Origin of the sequence: Lacticaseibacillus saniviri JCM 17471 = DSM 24301 (assembly GCF_001311785.1) — a bacterium.
Classification (GTDB): Bacteria; Bacillota; Bacilli; order Lactobacillales; family Lactobacillaceae; genus Lacticaseibacillus; species Lacticaseibacillus saniviri.
Map to the genome: position 1 here is coordinate 58,870 of NZ_BBBX01000006.1, position 16,741 is coordinate 75,610.

Annotated in this window: 11 protein-coding genes and 7 pseudogenes; 6 read left to right on the forward strand and 12 right to left on the reverse strand. The window is 47.4% G+C overall.

Features of this window, described 5'->3' with window-relative positions:
• Nucleotides 1-181: 181 nt before the first annotated feature.
• Entirely contained in the window at nt 182-841 is a 660-nt protein-coding gene (locus tag JCM17471_RS04725; RefSeq protein WP_054777005.1) for a histidine phosphatase family protein, read from the forward strand.
• Nucleotides 842-1,011: 170 nt separating this feature from the next.
• Here the strand turns inward: JCM17471_RS04725 and JCM17471_RS04730 are convergent, their stop codons facing one another.
• Complete coding sequence (locus JCM17471_RS04730) at nt 1,012-1,836, reverse strand: SDR family NAD(P)-dependent oxidoreductase (RefSeq protein ID WP_054777006.1); 825 nt, start codon at nt 1,834-1,836, stop codon at nt 1,012-1,014.
• A gap of 173 nt (nt 1,837-2,009) precedes the next feature.
• Here JCM17471_RS04730 and JCM17471_RS04735 point away from each other — a divergent pair, with 173 nt between their 5' ends.
• The gene (locus tag JCM17471_RS04735) at nt 2,010-2,495 is read left to right on the forward strand and encodes a TetR/AcrR family transcriptional regulator (protein ID WP_054777007.1); all 486 of its coding nucleotides are present in this window, start codon (nt 2,010-2,012) and stop codon (nt 2,493-2,495) included.
• 76 nt (nt 2,496-2,571) lie between these two features.
• Here JCM17471_RS04735 and JCM17471_RS04740 read toward each other — a convergent pair.
• Both JCM17471_RS04740 and JCM17471_RS04745 read right to left on the reverse strand, forming a co-directional pair.
• A pseudogene (locus JCM17471_RS04740) lies at nt 2,572-4,376 on the reverse strand (FtsX-like permease family protein).
• A 10-nt stretch (nt 4,377-4,386) separates the two neighbouring features.
• Nucleotides 4,387-5,145, reverse strand: a complete 759-nt coding sequence (locus JCM17471_RS04745; RefSeq protein WP_054777008.1) for an ABC transporter ATP-binding protein — start codon at nt 5,143-5,145, stop codon at nt 4,387-4,389.
• A 291-nt stretch (nt 5,146-5,436) separates the two neighbouring features.
• Between JCM17471_RS04745 and JCM17471_RS04750 the strand changes: the two are divergent.
• A pseudogene (locus tag JCM17471_RS04750) lies at nt 5,437-7,085 on the forward strand (APC family permease).
• A gap of 340 nt (nt 7,086-7,425) precedes the next feature.
• A pseudogene (hflX, locus tag JCM17471_RS04755) lies at nt 7,426-8,623 on the forward strand (GTPase HflX).
• 347 nt (nt 8,624-8,970) lie between these two features.
• Here the strand turns inward: hflX and JCM17471_RS04760 are convergent.
• From JCM17471_RS04760 to JCM17471_RS04795, 7 genes and pseudogenes are all read right to left on the reverse strand, one after another.
• On the reverse strand, nt 8,971-9,627 hold the full coding sequence (locus tag JCM17471_RS04760; RefSeq protein WP_054777009.1) for an amino acid ABC transporter permease: 657 nt from the start codon (nt 9,625-9,627) through the stop codon (nt 8,971-8,973).
• 15 nt (nt 9,628-9,642) lie between these two features.
• A pseudogene (locus JCM17471_RS04765) lies at nt 9,643-10,279 on the reverse strand (amino acid ABC transporter permease).
• On the reverse strand, nt 10,279-11,103 hold the full coding sequence (locus JCM17471_RS04770) for a transporter substrate-binding domain-containing protein (protein WP_054777010.1): 825 nt from the start codon (nt 11,101-11,103) through the stop codon (nt 10,279-10,281). The pseudogene JCM17471_RS04765 and the gene JCM17471_RS04770 overlap by 1 nt, the downstream one beginning before the upstream one ends.
• An 11-nt stretch (nt 11,104-11,114) precedes the next feature.
• Nucleotides 11,115-11,852 carry an amino acid ABC transporter ATP-binding protein gene (locus tag JCM17471_RS04775; RefSeq protein ID WP_054777011.1) on the reverse strand — a complete coding sequence of 246 codons (738 nt, stop codon included), beginning with the start codon at nt 11,850-11,852 and terminating at the stop codon, nt 11,115-11,117.
• Nucleotides 11,853-11,936: 84 nt separating this feature from the next.
• Nucleotides 11,937-12,744, reverse strand: a pseudogene (locus JCM17471_RS16430) (DUF6681 family protein).
• A gap of 29 nt (nt 12,745-12,773) precedes the next feature.
• Nucleotides 12,774-13,265 carry a hypothetical protein gene (locus JCM17471_RS04790; RefSeq protein WP_054777014.1) on the reverse strand — a complete coding sequence of 164 codons (492 nt, stop codon included), beginning with the start codon at nt 13,263-13,265 and terminating at the stop codon, nt 12,774-12,776.
• A 163-nt stretch (nt 13,266-13,428) separates the two neighbouring features.
• A complete protein-coding gene (locus tag JCM17471_RS04795; protein WP_054777015.1) occupies nt 13,429-13,860 on the reverse strand; it encodes a Fur family transcriptional regulator in 432 nt (143 codons plus the stop codon).
• A gap of 132 nt (nt 13,861-13,992) precedes the next feature.
• Between JCM17471_RS04795 and JCM17471_RS14425 the strand changes: the two are divergent.
• Nucleotides 13,993-14,097: pseudogene (locus JCM17471_RS14425) on the forward strand (putative metal homeostasis protein); the annotation flags it as partial.
• 100 nt (nt 14,098-14,197) lie between these two features.
• Nucleotides 14,198-14,734, forward strand: a complete 537-nt coding sequence (locus tag JCM17471_RS04800) for an NADPH-dependent FMN reductase (protein ID WP_054777016.1) — start codon at nt 14,198-14,200, stop codon at nt 14,732-14,734.
• A 93-nt stretch (nt 14,735-14,827) separates the two neighbouring features.
• Here the strand turns inward: JCM17471_RS04800 and JCM17471_RS16215 are convergent, their stop codons facing one another.
• Together JCM17471_RS16215 and JCM17471_RS14630 are read right to left on the reverse strand one after the other, a co-directional pair.
• Nucleotides 14,828-15,520: a C40 family peptidase gene (locus JCM17471_RS16215; protein ID WP_147661008.1), complete on the reverse strand. Its 693-nt coding sequence runs from the start codon at nt 15,518-15,520 to the stop codon at nt 14,828-14,830.
• 618 nt (nt 15,521-16,138) lie between these two features.
• A pseudogene (locus tag JCM17471_RS14630) lies at nt 16,139-16,510 on the reverse strand (CHAP domain-containing protein); the annotation flags it as partial.
• Nucleotides 16,511-16,741: the final 231 nt, after the last annotated feature.

Consider the following 16,741-nt stretch of genomic DNA (forward strand, 5'->3'; position numbering starts at 1 on the left):
CAAACTTCATTGATTGTTCCTCCTTAGGTTTTGTAACAACTTTGTATATGCAGAATACCATGATACAGCGTTTTAAACAATAACAATATCTAATATAAATTAAATAATGTTCGTATTTGAAAAAAGTTAAACAAACTCGATTTGTGATACACTTAAGACACTATATTGGGAGGGGAAAACCATGAAACCGATTACTGTTTACTTGGTGCGCCATGGGCAAACTTGGTTCAATCGCTACAACAAAATGCAAGGCTGGTCAGACTCACCACTGACCCCATCAGGCATTGATGACGCCAAACTCGCCGGGCAAAAACTCAAGCACATCACGTTCACAAACGCTTACGCGAGTGATACCACTCGGGCCACCAACACAGCCAAAATGATCCTGGCTGCTAACTTCAATTCCCATACCGAATTGAATATCACCCCACATTTCCGCGAACAATTCTACGGCTATTACGAAGGTGAAGACTCACCCAAAGCTTGGTACGCTGTTGGCCAACCTCATGGTGCTCGGACCTTCAGTCAGATTATCGAAAAGTTCGGTGTTGACGCCTCGAAGAACTTCATGCATGAAGCCGATCCGTTCCACGAAGCGGAAGATGCCCTCACCTACTGGAATCGCCTGCAAAAGGGCTTCAAGCAGTTGCGCGAAGAGAATCAAAACGGCGACAACGTCTTGCTTGTTAGCCACGGGACCACGATTCGCAGCATTGTCGATAAGTTCGGTAAAGAAGACGGCTTTGTGGTGACCGAGAGTCCCAAGAATGGCTCCATCTCAAAGATTCAACTCACCGATAGCGGCATTCACGTCCTGAGTTATAATCAGCTCGAACTGTAGCCACTGATATATTTCGCAAAAAAGAAGCACATGCCCGATTTGGACATGTGCTTCTTTTTAATTTCCGAACAAACTGGACTAGTCGCGTTCCCAAAAGACGGAGAATTCCTGTTTACAAAGAAGTGTGCGAACTCGCGCTCAAAGCGTCTTTTGTCACAGCTTTCTTCTTTTTATTTAGCACGATCAATGCTTCTCTTGATTGACCAGCGGAAAATGCCTGGCAATGCACGGGCGGTAATCACAGTGAGATGGTCGCGGAAATTATTGAAATAGCGCCGCTTTGGTTTCACATCCGTTGCTGCCCGATAGAAGAGCTGCGCCAAATCTTGCGCTGAAGCCCCCATGCCTGGTGCATCGTCATCCAATACGCCAGTCATAAATGTGACCAGTGATTGATATGCGGTGTCAGGTTTGAGATTCTTTTGAATATTGGCACGCGCCACACTGCCCCATGATGACTGGGTCCCACCAGGTTGCACCACCACTGACCGAATGCCAAAAGGTTCTACTTCGAGGTCAAGCGTATCACTCCACTGCTGTAAAGCCGCTTTGGAAGCGTGGTAGTAGGCACCCAGTGGCGAATAGATATCACCACCAACAGACGAGATGTTCACCACCCGACCGGCATGTTGCGCCCGCATGGTGGGCAAGAAGAATTGCGTCAACGCGACAGCCGCAAAGAAATTCGTATCAAACTGGCGGCGAATGTGCGTCATTGGCGTGTCTTCAACGGGACCATTTTCACCATAGCCCGCATTGTTAATCAAGACATCGATGCGATGCTGCTCATCGAGAATGGTTTGGCCAAACGCGACAATCGACTGATCATCTGTCACATCGAGATAGAGCGCATGTGTATTGGTACCAGTGGGAATATTGTCAACGTGGCGCGCGCCACCATAGACAATCCAACCTTGTTGCGCGAATAGTTCCAGCGCAGCCTTCCCCATACCATTTGAAGCACCTGTAATTGCAACGACTTTTTGATTGCTCATGATTTTCTCCTTTGTATTAACCCACTTAAAATGTTACGCTTGTAACTATCAATGTGACAAGTGTAACCACCCTTTCAATCAATAACAAGGGGCCTGGAAGCAAATGTGACAAAAAGGGAGAAATTGTCAATGGTTGAAGCAAGTGCAAATACCCGTGAATTTTATTAGGTGCCTTGACCCGGTTATTAAAGAAGAAATCATTTGATGCCATCTCGGTCAGCGAATTAACCCGCACTGCCGGGATTTCGCGGATGACATTTTACCGGCACTACGGTAATATCGCTGATGTGCTGCAACAAGAATTGGCCCGCTTGGTAGCAACTTTGCCAAAATATAAGGCGTTACCCGTCCGCGAATACGGGGCCGCTGTGACGTTCTACATGCGTTTCTTTAGTGAACACGCCGACTTTATGCAGCTGTTACTTCAGGCCGACCAAGAATCCATTCTGCGTCAGGCCGTCATGCAGGTTATGACTGAACTTTCATCCGCCAAAACACCACTGCAAAGTTTCACCGAGAATGAAAAACGTTACTACATGATTTATCAAGCTTCGGGTTTGGTGAGTGTTGTGGTGGACTGGTTGGCCCACGATCAGCCAGAAACGCCGGAGGAGCTGGCTACTTTTATCCAAAAAACTTGGCCACCATTGGGCGAGTAAAACATCGGTAACGCAAAAAGGTTGCGCCATTTCCGCATTGGGAAGAGCGCAACCTTTTTTTCATGTCACAGCTTTTTTAATTCAATTCCTTGTCGATCACAATGCCCTGATAGAGCCAGACCGTTAAGAAGTAGTAGATGCCATAAAGCACAATGAAGATTCCAAATGGCAGCCACAAATTGGCGTATGGATTCACCATCAATGCCTTAAACAGCTGTAACCCAAACAGCACGTGGACAACACCGACAATCCCTGGCAACAGGAACAAGGCACCGATTTCTTGACGAATGGAGTGCTTCAAGACACTAGGTCGCGTCCCAATCTTTTGTAACATCAGGTAGCGCACTTGGTCATAGGCTGCACCAGAGAGAATCTTGAACATCAAGGTTGAGGCCAACATGGCAAGGAAGGCAATTCCTAAGAAGAAGCCCATGAATTCCATCCCTGAGAACAGCGCATTGGCCACCTCATAGGAATCAAACTTGCCACTGAGACCATAGGCTTGTTCGCCCATGCCTTGAGCCTTGCGATCAGCCTTCACCAAGGCCGCAATCGCCTGATAGTTGTCATCGAAGCTCTTCACACGATACGTTGTGGCCGTGCTCGTGGTACCAGGAATAGCCGCAAACGCTGACGCTGACACAAACTTCACTGCCAAATCGCGCTGCTTAAATGGTGCCAATTCCTGAAGTGCGGACGCACTAGGACTGTATTCTTTGTACGTAGACGGAGTGATTTTGGTGACCTTGGTTGAGGCGATATTGCTTGAAGCCTTCGCTAACAATGGGTGCGCTTCGAACTCACTGGTCAGGTAATAGATGTTCTTACTGTCGTGCTTTTGCTGGTAAGTCACGGTGCTTGTGACATCCGTCAGTTGCTTAACTTTTGTTGTGTGGCAGCACTTGGACTATGCAGCACCACATCGTATTGACTGCCATAACTCGCAAACAGTGAAATCTGGTTGCGGAAGCCAATACCGACCGTGATTGCCCCCAGCGCGAGCGCAAAGAGAATGGAGACCACGGACAAAATCTTAGTGTAATCACGAATTCGGAAGCTTAATTGCGCCAATGTGAAGGTGCGAATGCCCTTCCCGGCAAAATTGCGATTACGCTTCAACAAACTGATCAACCAGACGAACACTGAGTTGAATAAGAAGTAAGTCCCCAAAACGATGGTGACTAACGCAATCGGAATCGATAACAATTGCAGCTGAACAATGGCCTTCATTGACCAGTAGCCGATACCCAATAACACAATTGCTGAAACGATTTGGGCGATTAACATCGGCTTCTTTTGGCGGGTGCGGTTAGGCGTCTGGTCGGCATGCAACAGTTGCAATACCGGTGTTTTGAGTAAGCGCGACTGGTTCATGACCGCCGCAATCACGAACAAAATAATGAAGAAAATAAAGGTGATGAGCAGCGCCGGTAACCAGAATGCTGAGAAGTGCTTCACGGTCGCGTGCAGTTGATTGATCAACAGTCGCCCGGTAATGGCGGTGAGGCCCACCCCGAACACGGTTCCCACCACCGTTGCCAGGGATCCGACAAGCACCGTTTCAATAAAAATCAGTTGGCCAATCTTACTGCTTTTGGCCCCCAGCATGATAAACATGGCGTAATCGCGCTGCCGCATGCTCATCAGAAACGTGTTGGCGTAGATGATGTAGACCAAGGTAATGATGGCTAATAACACGGCCCCAAAGCCGAAAACAAAGGGTGCTGCTGCGACAGTTGAGTTGGCCTTCACAAAGTCTTGATTGGTCGCAAGTGCCATGAACATGTAGAAGATGGCACTGGCAATTACCAAACCAGAAAACAAGACCGCATAATCACGGAATCGGTTCTTGAGGCCACTCATTGCAAGTTTTGTTAGCATGATTGTCCTCCTATTGCTGGAATGTGCCGACGGTTTTGAGAATCTCTTGATAGAATTCTTCCTGCGTCTTATCACCATGAATCAGCTCTTGGCCAATCTGGCCATCCTTGATGAACAAAATGCGTTCCGCATAGCTTGCGGAGAACGCATCATGGGTGACCAACAGAATGGAGACGCCCTGTTCTTGATTCAAGTTATGCATGGTATCGAGCAGTTCACGCGCACTCTTAGAATCCAGCGCGCCAGTAGGTTCATCCCCAAACAGAATGGCTGGTTCTTGAACCAAGGCCCGTGCTGCGGCGACCCGCTGTTTTTGCCCACCGGATAATTCCGTTGGATAGTGATCCAACACGTGATCAATGCCCAATGTGCTGGCGATTTTGTCGACCGCGACGTCGCTCTTCTTGGTGCCAACGCCTTGCAAGGCCATTGGTAGGGCAATGTTTTCGCGCGCAGTGAGGTTCTCTAGCAGATTGAAGTCTTGGAAGATGAAGCCAATTTGTTGGGCGCGGAAATCAGACAGCTTGTTGCCCTTCAATTGCGTGACATCTTGACCATTAATGCTTACCTTACCGGTTGTTGGAGTATCCAATGTGCTCAAGATATTGAGCAATGTGGTTTTACCCGAACCAGATGCCCCCATGATGCCGACAAATTCTCCCTGTTCAACAGTGAAATCGATACCCTTTAAGGCTTGATATTGTTTTTCATTTGCTTTCCCGTAAGTTTTGGTGACCGCCTCAACGGTAACGACAGGCTTGTTTGCCATATATAAATCCCTCCGAATTAATTTGTTAACCCCATTGTATCGAGAACTCGGCTTCTAAGAAATAGCTTTGCCTAACAGTCTACCTAACAACCTTGTAAGGGATATAAAGAAATTGTTAAGTCAATTTTCAGAAATTGGTCCAAACCTGCTGTACCTAGCTTCCATAATCAGTATAATGAATAACGGCATAAAACAGTAAAAATAAAGGATGATGACGATGTGTTACTGCAACAAAGCGCCGACAAGCGGGACCAGTTGACGCGATACTGCTGACTTACTTGGAGGACAATAATGAACGAAAAACAAACCCCACACTATATTCCGTGGATGATTGTTGGGCTGATGGACTTTGTGACCGTTATCGGCTTTGACGACATCATCTACAACTTTCAAAATCAGGGCCTGGTCGCGGTGACCAGTTGGGTCTTAATGACCTTCCTGTACGTGATTCCTTACAACCTGATTGTGGCACACATGGGCTCGACCTTCTCAGAACATGGTGGCGGAATCACCAGCTGGATTCGAGAAACCAACGGCGACACATTCGGTTACTACGCCGCGTGGTTCTATTGGATTACCGGCTTGCCTTACGTGGTCGATGTCGCAAACTCCGTGGTTATCTCACTGGGTTGGCTGACCAACGGCAACGGGAACATCCAGGACAACTTGGGTAACGCTTGGTTTGGAATTTTGACGGCCGCTATCTTTATTATTTTCATCTGGTTACAGCACTTCTTCAAAAACAGAAGTCTCGAATTGCTTTCCACAATCGGTGGTGGCGCCATGTTTATCATGACCATTCTGTTTGTGATTATGACCGTGGTCGGCCTCACACAGGCAACGGCATCAAGACGCAACCATTTGATCTCAGCGCCTTTATCCCGAAGAAAATCGACTGGGGCTTCCTGTCGACGTTTGGACTGTTTATCTTCGCGATGAACGGATCTGAACTGGCCGCACCATACACCAAGGACATGAAGAATCCGAGCCGGGACTTCCCTAAGGCGCTCAAGATGATTGCCATCATGACCATGTTCCTGACCCTGTTTGGGACATTCAGTCTGGGCGTGTACTTCAATGCGCATCACCTACCCAATGATTTGAAGATGAATGGCTCCTACTACGCCTTTCAAGCCATCGGGAAACAGTTCGGCATGGGCAATGTGCTGATGTATGTCTTCGCGGTCGTGCAAGGCATCTACATGTTGGCGCAACTCGCCGTGATTCTGGATGCATCCACCCGGATTTTCTTAGGTGACGTGGCCAAGCGCTTCATGCCGAGTCAATTGACCAAGATGAGCTCGGATGGCCTGCCGATCAACGGTTACTGGATGACAACAATTATCTGTACGGTCATCATGGCCCTGGCCGCCCTACTGCCACAGGTCAACGATATCTTCAACTGGTTATTGAATCTGAACGGGATTGTTTCACCGATGTCGACTCTCTTCCTATTCTGGGCCTACATGATGGTGCGGCTGCACAGCGATCGCTATCCCACACCGGATTATACGTACATCAAGTCACACAATCTGGGCTTCATCGTAGGGACATGGATGTTTGTCATCACCTTGGCATTCGCCGTTCTGGGCTTCTTCCCAACCGACGCCGAGATGGGCAGCGCGACATTCACCAAGATGCTGAGCTTGAACATCATCGTCCCTATCGGCATGGTGCTGCTCGGTTTCAGCCTGCCGTGGGTGGCTAAGCGCCAGCAACAAAACAACGGTCGTGCCTTCTCACGTGGCAGTTGGTTGGTCATGACTGCACTGTTGATTGTCAGCTTACTCGGCCTCTCCAGTTACGGAATGGCCACCAACCTGTTCAGTCACTGGGCAATGGGCGTTAAGGTGCCTGTCATCATTGTGGTTGACGCCATTCTGCTGTACATCTGCATGCGCGCCACCCACAATGGTCGGACCGGTCAAACAGCTGAATAATTTGGTTTTTTAACACAAACATGATACACTTGCACTATCAAATTAAGGGAGTGAACAGCAATGCGCTTACGTTATGTGCAATTTCAATAGTCAATTGAATAGGTTCGATGCACATCTGACATTGCTGGTTTTCACCAATATGATTAGTCGCTAATCATTCGTGGCCGTTTTTTAAGGCTCACAGAGGTCACCGTTATGGCTGCTGTGGGCTTTTTGTGTGCCACTGCCGCACTTGATTTGTGTATCGACCGGATAATATAAGGAGGCAATTTATGCCCGAAAATAACGAAAAAGTCTCATCACCGGTATTTCAAAGCAACAACCAGATTTTGATTACACCATGACAGAATTAGGCGAACTCGCCAAAGCAAACAACTACACCGTCGTCGGTGAAATGCGCCAACGTGGATCGTCAGACCGCCGCAACCTATTTTGGGAGTGGGAAAGTCGACGAAATCCGCCAAGAAGCTGACATCTTAGAGGCTACCACCGTGTTGGTCAATGACGAACTATCCCCTTCACAATTGCGCAACCTTGAAAAGCAACTCGGTCGCCGCGTTGTCGATCGCACCCAACTGATTCTCGATATTTTCGCGGATCGTGCGCGTTCTAAGACCGCCAAGACCCAAGTTGAAATCGCGCAATTGAAATACGCCTTACCACGCTTGCATCCAAGTGCCAACCGTCTGGACCAACAAGGTGGCGGTGGTGGCTTCGCTAACCGTGGGGCTGGTGAAACCCAACTCGAAATGGATCGCCGGATCTTGACCAAGCGGATTGCTCACTTGCGTCAAGACTTGCGTGATGCCGACGTTGGGGAAGAAGTTCGCCGCGCCAAGCGCCAAACCAATCAGCTGCCCGTTGTGGCCCTTGTGGGTTACACCAACGCTGGTAAGTCAACAACCATGAACGGTTTGCTCGATCTCTATGCGGACCGGCCAGAAGACAAGCAAGTGTTTGAAAAGGACATGCTGTTTGCCACTTTGGACACCAGTGTGCGTGCGCTGACGCTGCCCGATAATCGCCAGTTCTTACTGAGTGATACGGTCGGTTTTGTCAGCAAGTTGCCCCATAACCTGATTGATTCCTTTAAGGCCACTTTGGCCGAAGCAGCCAATGCCGACCTCTTGATTCAAGTTGTCGACTATGCTGATCCCAACTATCGTGAGATGATGGCAATCACCGAGAAGACCTTGAAGGAAATCGGAATTGAAAACATTCCAATGATTGAGGCCTACAACAAGGCTGATAAGCGTGAAGACACCACCTATCCAGAGATCAATGGTCATCAACTGGTTTACTCCGCTAAGGATCCAAAGTCACTGAAGGCTTTGACCGAAATGATTACGCAATTGATTTTTGCGGAAGATCAGGAAAAGACTTACTTGGTACCATTCACCGATGGCCAAATCGTCAGCTTCATCAATGAAAAGACGGCGGTTAAGGCAACCGACTACACCGAAACCGGCACGAAGATTACCACCATCGTGAACGCGGTGCAGGCCGGCCAGTTGGAAAAGTATGAAGTAACGGAATAGCGAGTGCGACAATCCCCGTTTAACAATCGAGTACTAGCAGACTTTGAACGTGGTGCCAGCCATGGCACGAGTGAAAAGTGGCCAAACGGAGATTGTTGGGGATGCGAGCACGTTTAGAGTGCGAAGCCACACGGTCTGGCTGTGAGCACTAACGAGACTAGCGTCAAATTGCGATTCGTGCAATTGGCGCTAGTTTTTGTTAGGCGGAGTATCTTGGCCTTGTGAACGCGTTTATGCTGTAACCACACTCCTCCACCTCTTTCTAACCAAACAAAAAGCGTTGTGACCACCTTTTGAGGGTGATCACAACGCTTTTTTATTTTACTTTGTCACAACTGCACTTGCTATTAGCTTGCCAATCGCTTTTCTAACATCCGTGATGCCATTGAAAGGGCAAAGTTGACGATGAAGTACATCACCGCTAACGCCACAAACATTGGAATCATGTAGTTAATGTTTTGGCCGTAAATAATCTGTGAGTGATAGGTCAACTCAGGCAACAGGATAATCGTTGCCAGTGAGGTATCCTTCACCAACGAGATAAATTGACTCACGATTGGTGGAATCATTTTCTTGAATGCTTGAGGCATGATGATGTAGCGCATGGTTTGATAGTAAGACATCCCATTACTCCGGGACGCCTCCATCTGGCCGATTGAAACGGCATTGATCCCACTACGCACAATTTCCGCTAACATCGCCGATTCGAAAATGGTCATCGCCACGATAGACGAGGTGACCACATCCAACCGAATCCCAATATCGGGAAGTGCGAAGTAAGTGAAAAACAGAATCAGCAGCAATGGCAGGTTCCGAATTAAATCGATAATAAAGCCCACAATTGCGGAGAAATATTTGACCTTCACGTACCGTGCAATTCCCAGCAACGTCCCGATAATGAAACTGAAGAAGATGGAAATCACGGAGACTTCAATGGTAATCCACAAGCCTTCTAACAGGTAACGCAAGTTGATCCACGAATACGCATCAATAAAGTTTTGCATGCTAGTCCCCCCTTCCTACGCCAGTTTCTTTTCGAGATGCCGCATGTAGTACGACATCGGCATGGTGATGATTAAGTACAAGACACCAACAGCCAGATAAGTATCAAAGGTGTTAAAGGTTGTCGAGGCAATGATCTTGCCTTGATACATCAAGTCAAAACCAGCCACAAAGGCTAACACAGACGAATTCTTAACCAAGTTGATGAATTGGTTACCAAGTGGTGGAATCACCATCTTAATCGCCTGTGGGAAAACGATTTGGCGCATGGCTTGACCATAGCTCAAGCCAACACTGCGCGCGCCTTCCATCTGACCAGTGGAGACAGCTTCAATCCCGGCACGCACTGTTTCAGCGATGAAGGCACTGGTATAAATGGTTAACCCAATCGTCCCAGCAGTGAAGCCATCAATCTTAGCAATATATGTCGGCACAATCACGTAAAAGCCATGGTGATCACCAATAATGGAATATTGCGAATCACTTCAACATAGGTTTTACCTACCATGCGGACCCAACGTGTGGTTGAAATTTCCATCAAGGCAAACAGGTTCCGATAATCAAACTACCGATCAGTGCGAGCACACTCGCGGCTAACGTGTAACCCAACCCAGAAACCAAGTCACCCCAATGAGAGGTTAGAATTGAAATCATTAATACCCCACCTCCTTGATACTAAAGCCTGGAATTTCGCCAAACCACTTATTGACCAATTTGGCGTAGGTGCCATCTTTCTTGATGTCAATGAGCGCTTGATCAATCGCCTTCACGAACTTGGTTTGACCCTTGTTCACGGCAATCCCATATGGTTCCTTGGTGAAGCTGCCGCCGACAACGACATAATTAGGATCTTGCTTGGACATCCCATACAAAATCCCATTATCGGTTGTCAGTGCGTCCCCTTGACCTGACTTCAACGCTGTAAAGGCTTGCGCGTAATCAGAGAGCTGCAACACAGTCGCTTCGGGTGCCGCTTTTTTAATATTTAACACAGAATTAGAACCTTGGACCCCGATCACCTTGGTGCCCTTTTTCAGATCTTTAACTGACTTGATTGGACTGCCGGACTTCACTAACAGGGATTGCCCCGCATTAAAGTATGGCGTTGAGAAATCCAATACTTTCTTCCGATCTGGGGTGATTGTCATGGTGGCAATCACGGCGTCGATATTCCCGGCTTTGAGTAATGGCACCCGGGTATCACTGGTAACCTGCACCAGTTCTGCCTTCGCATCCTTACCGTACATCGCCTTGGTCACTGCCTTAGCAATATCGATATCGAATCCTTGAATTTCACTATCCTTGATGTTCATCAATCCAAACAAGCGCGTGTCGGCCTTAACCCCCCAAATAATGGTCTTATTGGCCTTGGTGGTGGTATACACATCTTGTTCCGCGACACTCTTACCACAGCTGCTCAAAACCAGAGTCAGCCCCAGCAACAATATCGGGAGCAACAATCGTAGTCGACGTTTCATTTGATCGCCTCCTAGTGATTAATGATCTTGCTAATAAATTCCTTAGCCCGTGGTTCATCTGGGTGATCGAAGAATTCATTCACATCATGCGAGTCTTCAAGAATCTGGCCATCCGCCATGAAAATAATCCGGTCACCAACGCGACGTGCGAAGCCCATTTCATGGGTCACAACGACCATGGTCATCCCCTGCTTAGCAATCTGTTGCATAACATCCAACACATCACCAATCATTTCGGGATCCAGCGCACTGGTAGGTTCATCAAACAAGATGGCACGTGGCTTCATTGCCAAACTACGGGCAATGGCAACACGTTGCTTTTGCCCACCAGAGAGCTGACTTGGGAAGCTTTCCGCCTTGTCAGCTAAACCGACCATGTCGAGTAACTCCATGGCTTCCTTTTGCACCTCAGCTTTGTTGCGCTTCAACACAAGTTCAGGTCCAAGGGTAATATTGTCTAACACGTTCTTATTCGCGTAGAGATTAAAGTGTTGGAAAACCATCCCCACATTCTTACGAATCCGGTTCATGTTGGTTTTCTTATCTGCTAAGTCAAAGTTATTAACAATCAATTGACCAGAGGTAATCCGTTCCAAGCCATTAATCGTGCGCAGTAAGGTACTCTTACCAGAACCAGATGGTCCGATAATCGTTACCACTTCGCCTCGATCAATTGTCAGGTTGATATCCTTTAGGGCATGAAACTTGCCGTAGTACTTTTCGACGTCATGAAACTCAATCATTGACATCTTATCCCCTCCTTCAGTATTGGACCTTAGATAATAATTTTACAGATTTGTTGAGAAACACGCAATACTTCCTTCATGCAACTCTCATTTTTCAGTATAGGCCAGTTGCACCGTTAATGTATAGGAATCACGCTTTGTAATCAGGCCACTGCGCCCGAGTTGCTTGTATTCTCCGCCCGTGAGATAGGCATGTGCGACCGCAAACTGATATTGGGTCTGTGCTTTGTCGACTGGTGTCAATCCCACTGTTGTTACCGTTCCCAGCGGTTTTGCAGTCAGGGCATTGAGACCGCCAAAAACAACCAAATTATTTTCTTGTTGTTGCAGATCAAAAACGGTAACTCCACCGGACCACCCATCGCGTATACGGATTGCTTGGTCTTTTGAGCGACGTTCTTGATGGCCGTCTCATCGAGTCCCTGATAATCCAGCGCAAAGAGTCCCTGCTCAAGCAAGATGCGCGTCAGTTCGTCGATATTGGCTTGCTGGGTGGTATCACTGGCAATCGTGGCCGGTAGAATTTTGTCATCAGCAAACACCCCTGTGGCAGGACTGTTTTGTGTTTTAGCAACCAGTGCCTGCTCTGCGGCCTTCTTGGCTGCCGAGTTACCGCCCAAGGCTTTTTCAACCTTAGGCGAGATGTCAAAGGGCACCTTCTTGTCGGTGAAGTAATAAAAACATTCAACACGATGAAATATAACAGCACGAAGAATACCGCTAAAAAGAAAATACCGCGCCAACGAAAATCCGGATACCGTACATTCTGAATACCAATGTACAGCAAGTAGAAATTGGCAATCAACGCGACAATCGTAAACGCCTGGCCTTTGGGCTTATCTTGAATATTAAAGTACCCCAGCAGGCGATTCAAAATATCTAAAGCTGCTAACATGAGTTTTCCCCCGATACCTCTAAACTTGTCTAGTTATCATTTTGTGTGGTGGATTCCACACTGCTTTCATTCGTATTGGCTGCCGGTGCACTCGAACTCGAGGATGCGTCTGGCTTTTGACTACTGCTTGAGCTACTCTGTGGTTGGCTGCTGCTTGTACTACTGTTGGCACTGCTTGAGCTCTCATCAGGCGTGGATGATTGACTGGAACTGTCCGCAGAAGACGCGCTACTTGATGTCTCCGCGCTGCTGGACGTCTCTGAGCTACTGTCTGATTGTTCAGAGGACGAATCATCCTTACTGCTTGTGGAATTCGATGAGTCGCTGCTCTCGGAACTGGCGCTACTTGACGCCTTTTGTCGCGACTCTGATTGAATTTTTGAAACCAATGAACTCTGAGCCTCTGATGATTTTGGCTGGTTCACTGGATTGATGGTGTTAATGACGTTATATGCACTGACAAAAATAATCAGCGACACAATCGCTGCTGGTGATAACAATGGTGCCGTTCGATATGCCATACTTGTCTTCCCCCTCTAATTAAGTTTTATCTTACCCCAAAATTTTGAAGAATTGACGATTTGCCCCGAGATTTAGGGAATTTATCGATGACATCAAAAAGGGACTGTGACAAACGCGCCGGTCTTGTCACAGTCCCTTTTTTAGTGTTAATACTTGCGTGTCTCAGGCATTGGCCTGTTGGCAGCGAGCACATATACCATACAATTCAAAGCGGTGGCCCGTGATCTTAGCACCAGGTAACTGGGCTTCAAAGAAATCCATCGGGCACATCTCAAGCTCTGTCACGCGATGACACTGTTGACAGATGAAATGATGATGATGTGGATGCTGGAAATCACATTGAAACTTCACTGCGAGCTGTTCACCCTGCATATGGGTTTCAATGATGCCGAGATCCTCAAATGACTTGATGTTTCGATAAATCGTGTCATGCGACAGACCAGGATATAAGCCACGCATGTGATCATCAACTTTGGTCACTTCAATGTATTCATCTTGATTATCACTCAGAAATTCGAGCAGGTCCGTGCGCTGTTTGGTCAGCCGCAAACCGCCTGCCTTTAACGCTTCAATGGCAATTCCCGTGTTCGTCATTTTGAAATCCTCCACATGTTGACAACTGACGAAAAGTAAGTATAATAAAACGTATTGATTACGATTAACTGAACTTAGTCTAGCACAGCTACGACAATCAAGCAATCTAAAGGAGAACGAAATTATGGCAGAAAACAAGATTACGCAAGCGCATTACGTCGCATGAAGAGCAAGAACGGCCGGACCCGCTCTCGGGCATTACGGATTATCAAGGCCGCTAAGAAGCAAGCCAAATAATATGCTACAATGAAAGCGGTGATCGTCCTACCATCATCGCACAACTGACGATCATTTTGCGATCGTCTTTTTTTTGTGCGGAAAATTAGGGGGAACATCTATGAAACATTTCGTTGGTATCGTCGGCAACAATTGGTCCGGATCACGCAATCGGCAGTTACTGCAACTCATGAAGCGCCGCTATGCGGATCAATTTGACTTAACACTCCTTGAAACGGGTGATCTACCGCTCTTTTCTCAGGATATCGAAACAACACCATCACCTGTGGTCACGGCCTTTCGCGATCAGATTGCCCAAGCGGATGGCATTATCATTGCCACAGCAGAACACAATCACAGTATTCCAACCAGTCTGAAGAATGCCCTCGATTGGTGCTCACGTGTGGTCCACCCTATCGACCAGCAACCCGTCATGTTGGTTGGCGCATCATTAGGTCCGATGGGCACGGTACGCGCACAGATGCACCTGCGCCAGATTTTGGATTCACCAGGTATCGGCGCGCGCGTCTTACCTAGCAACGAGGTCCTGATCAGCTTCTCAGGCAAGCAATTCACGCCTGAAGGTGATATCACAAACCCCGCCACACTGGCGCAACTCGACCTCTCAACGCAAGCTTTCATGGCCTTTGTGGGCTAATTGCATCTATTATTAGTCACACGGTTCAAACAAAAATAGGCGCTGTGCAAAACCAAATGGTTTTGCACAGCGCCTTTTTAATTGTCGATTTGATTACAGAACACGAACACCGAAGCTTGGGCCGTATGATGATAAGCTTTGAATCTTAACACTTTGACCAGGAGCTGGTGCATGTAAGTATTGGCCATTACCGATGTATAAGCCAACGTGGTAAGTCGCACCACGGCTACCCCAGAAGACCAAATCGCCGGCCTTTAAGTTGCTGAGTGAAACTTGTGTCCCAGCACTTTCTTGAGGTACGGTCCAGCCACCGATGTTCTTGCCGGCAGCATTAGCGAAGACGTAGTACATGAGACCGGAGCAGTCAAAGCTGTAAGGACCCTTAGCGCCCCAGACATATGGCTTGCCGATTTGCTTCTTAGCTAAAGCGATAACAGCTTGAACCTTAGCGGATGGTGCTTGGGCAACAGGTGCATAACCATCAACGGTGTAGCTACCGTCGATCCATTGTGCGCCACCCAAGTTATACCAGGTTTTACCATTAACTGTCTTTGTGCCAGTTACCTTCCAAGCTGTACCATGCTTCAGGACTTGGCCTGTAGCGGCTTTGCCAGCGTTTGGAGAGTTCCATACGGCGATACCGTAGTTGGGCACGTAGTTGATTGTAATCACTTGCCCAGCTGTTGCGGCGTCAACGTGATTAGCTTGACCGCCAAACCCAATCCCAACTAACCCGATGAATGCTGCTGCTGCGATACCTGCCAAATGCTTTTTAAGACTCTTCAAAGATGTTCTCCTCCATAAGTTACGTCACTTGAATTTTTGTCGTTCACTTGAGTACATGAAACATCTTACCGAAACTTTATTACACCACTGTTACAGATCGGACAAGGAAACATTACACTTCCATTCTTTATATGACAATATCACTAATCGCTAATACTTATGTGGGCTTTTTTATCGCCACAAACGGGATGCGATTGGGATTGAGACGGTTATTTGCTCTCTGTCTCACGCTGTCACAAACAACGATTCATTCGGTGCGATCGGCCCTTCATTTGGCCGGTTGGTGATTGTGGCACAAGAAAAGAAAAGTTGTGATAAAAGGTGGTCTGAGAATGAGGATTAACAGGGATTGGTGATAAATCCCGAATTTAGGATTTGAAACAATCCGTTAACGTGTTTGAACTCGTAACAACTTGCGCCCAGCTTGGTTCGTCATTGGCAGAAACTACCAATTAAAACGAACCCATGCTGGTGCTCAGTTGCTAAACGCGAGTTCGCACACTTCTTGTTAACCGGAATTCTCAACCTTTTGGAACACGATTAGTCAATAAATTCATAAAAATAAGAGCCTGTGACATCCCCCGAAGGTTTCACAAGCTCTCTCAGATTAATTTCGAATTAACGGTGAATATATGTGAAGTTTGATGCACCAGACACAACTTGTGTGTTAGGTCCAGTTGGTGTGCGGAAGCCCATACCACCTTGTGTAATGGTGATAGTGTTGTTAGCTGGGTTATATGACTTCACGTAAGCCACGTGACCATAGTATGGATCTGCTTGCCAGCCGCCAACCCATTGGTTGCTAGCGAAACTTACAACAGAACCAGCAGCTGGTTGATTATCAACCTTGAAGCCAACCTTCTTAGCTGAAGCGCCCCATTGGTTACCATTACCCCAGTAGTTACCGACCCAAGGTGCAACCATCTTAACGTAGTAAGTGCATTGGCCCCATGGATAAGTGTTAATCTGGCTGGTGTAATCAGGATGTGCAGGTGCTTGTGCGATTGGTGCATAACCATCAATGGTATAGGTTGAATCAATCCACTGTGCGCCGCCTAAGTTATACCATGTCTTACCATTAACAACTTGTGTGGCAAAGGTCTTCCAAGATGTCCCATGTTGCAAGTACTTGCCTGTGGCATGTTGGCCTGCTTCTGGTGAGTCCCAAATTGCGATCCCATAGTTTGGTACATAGTTAACTGTGATCACATTATCTTTACT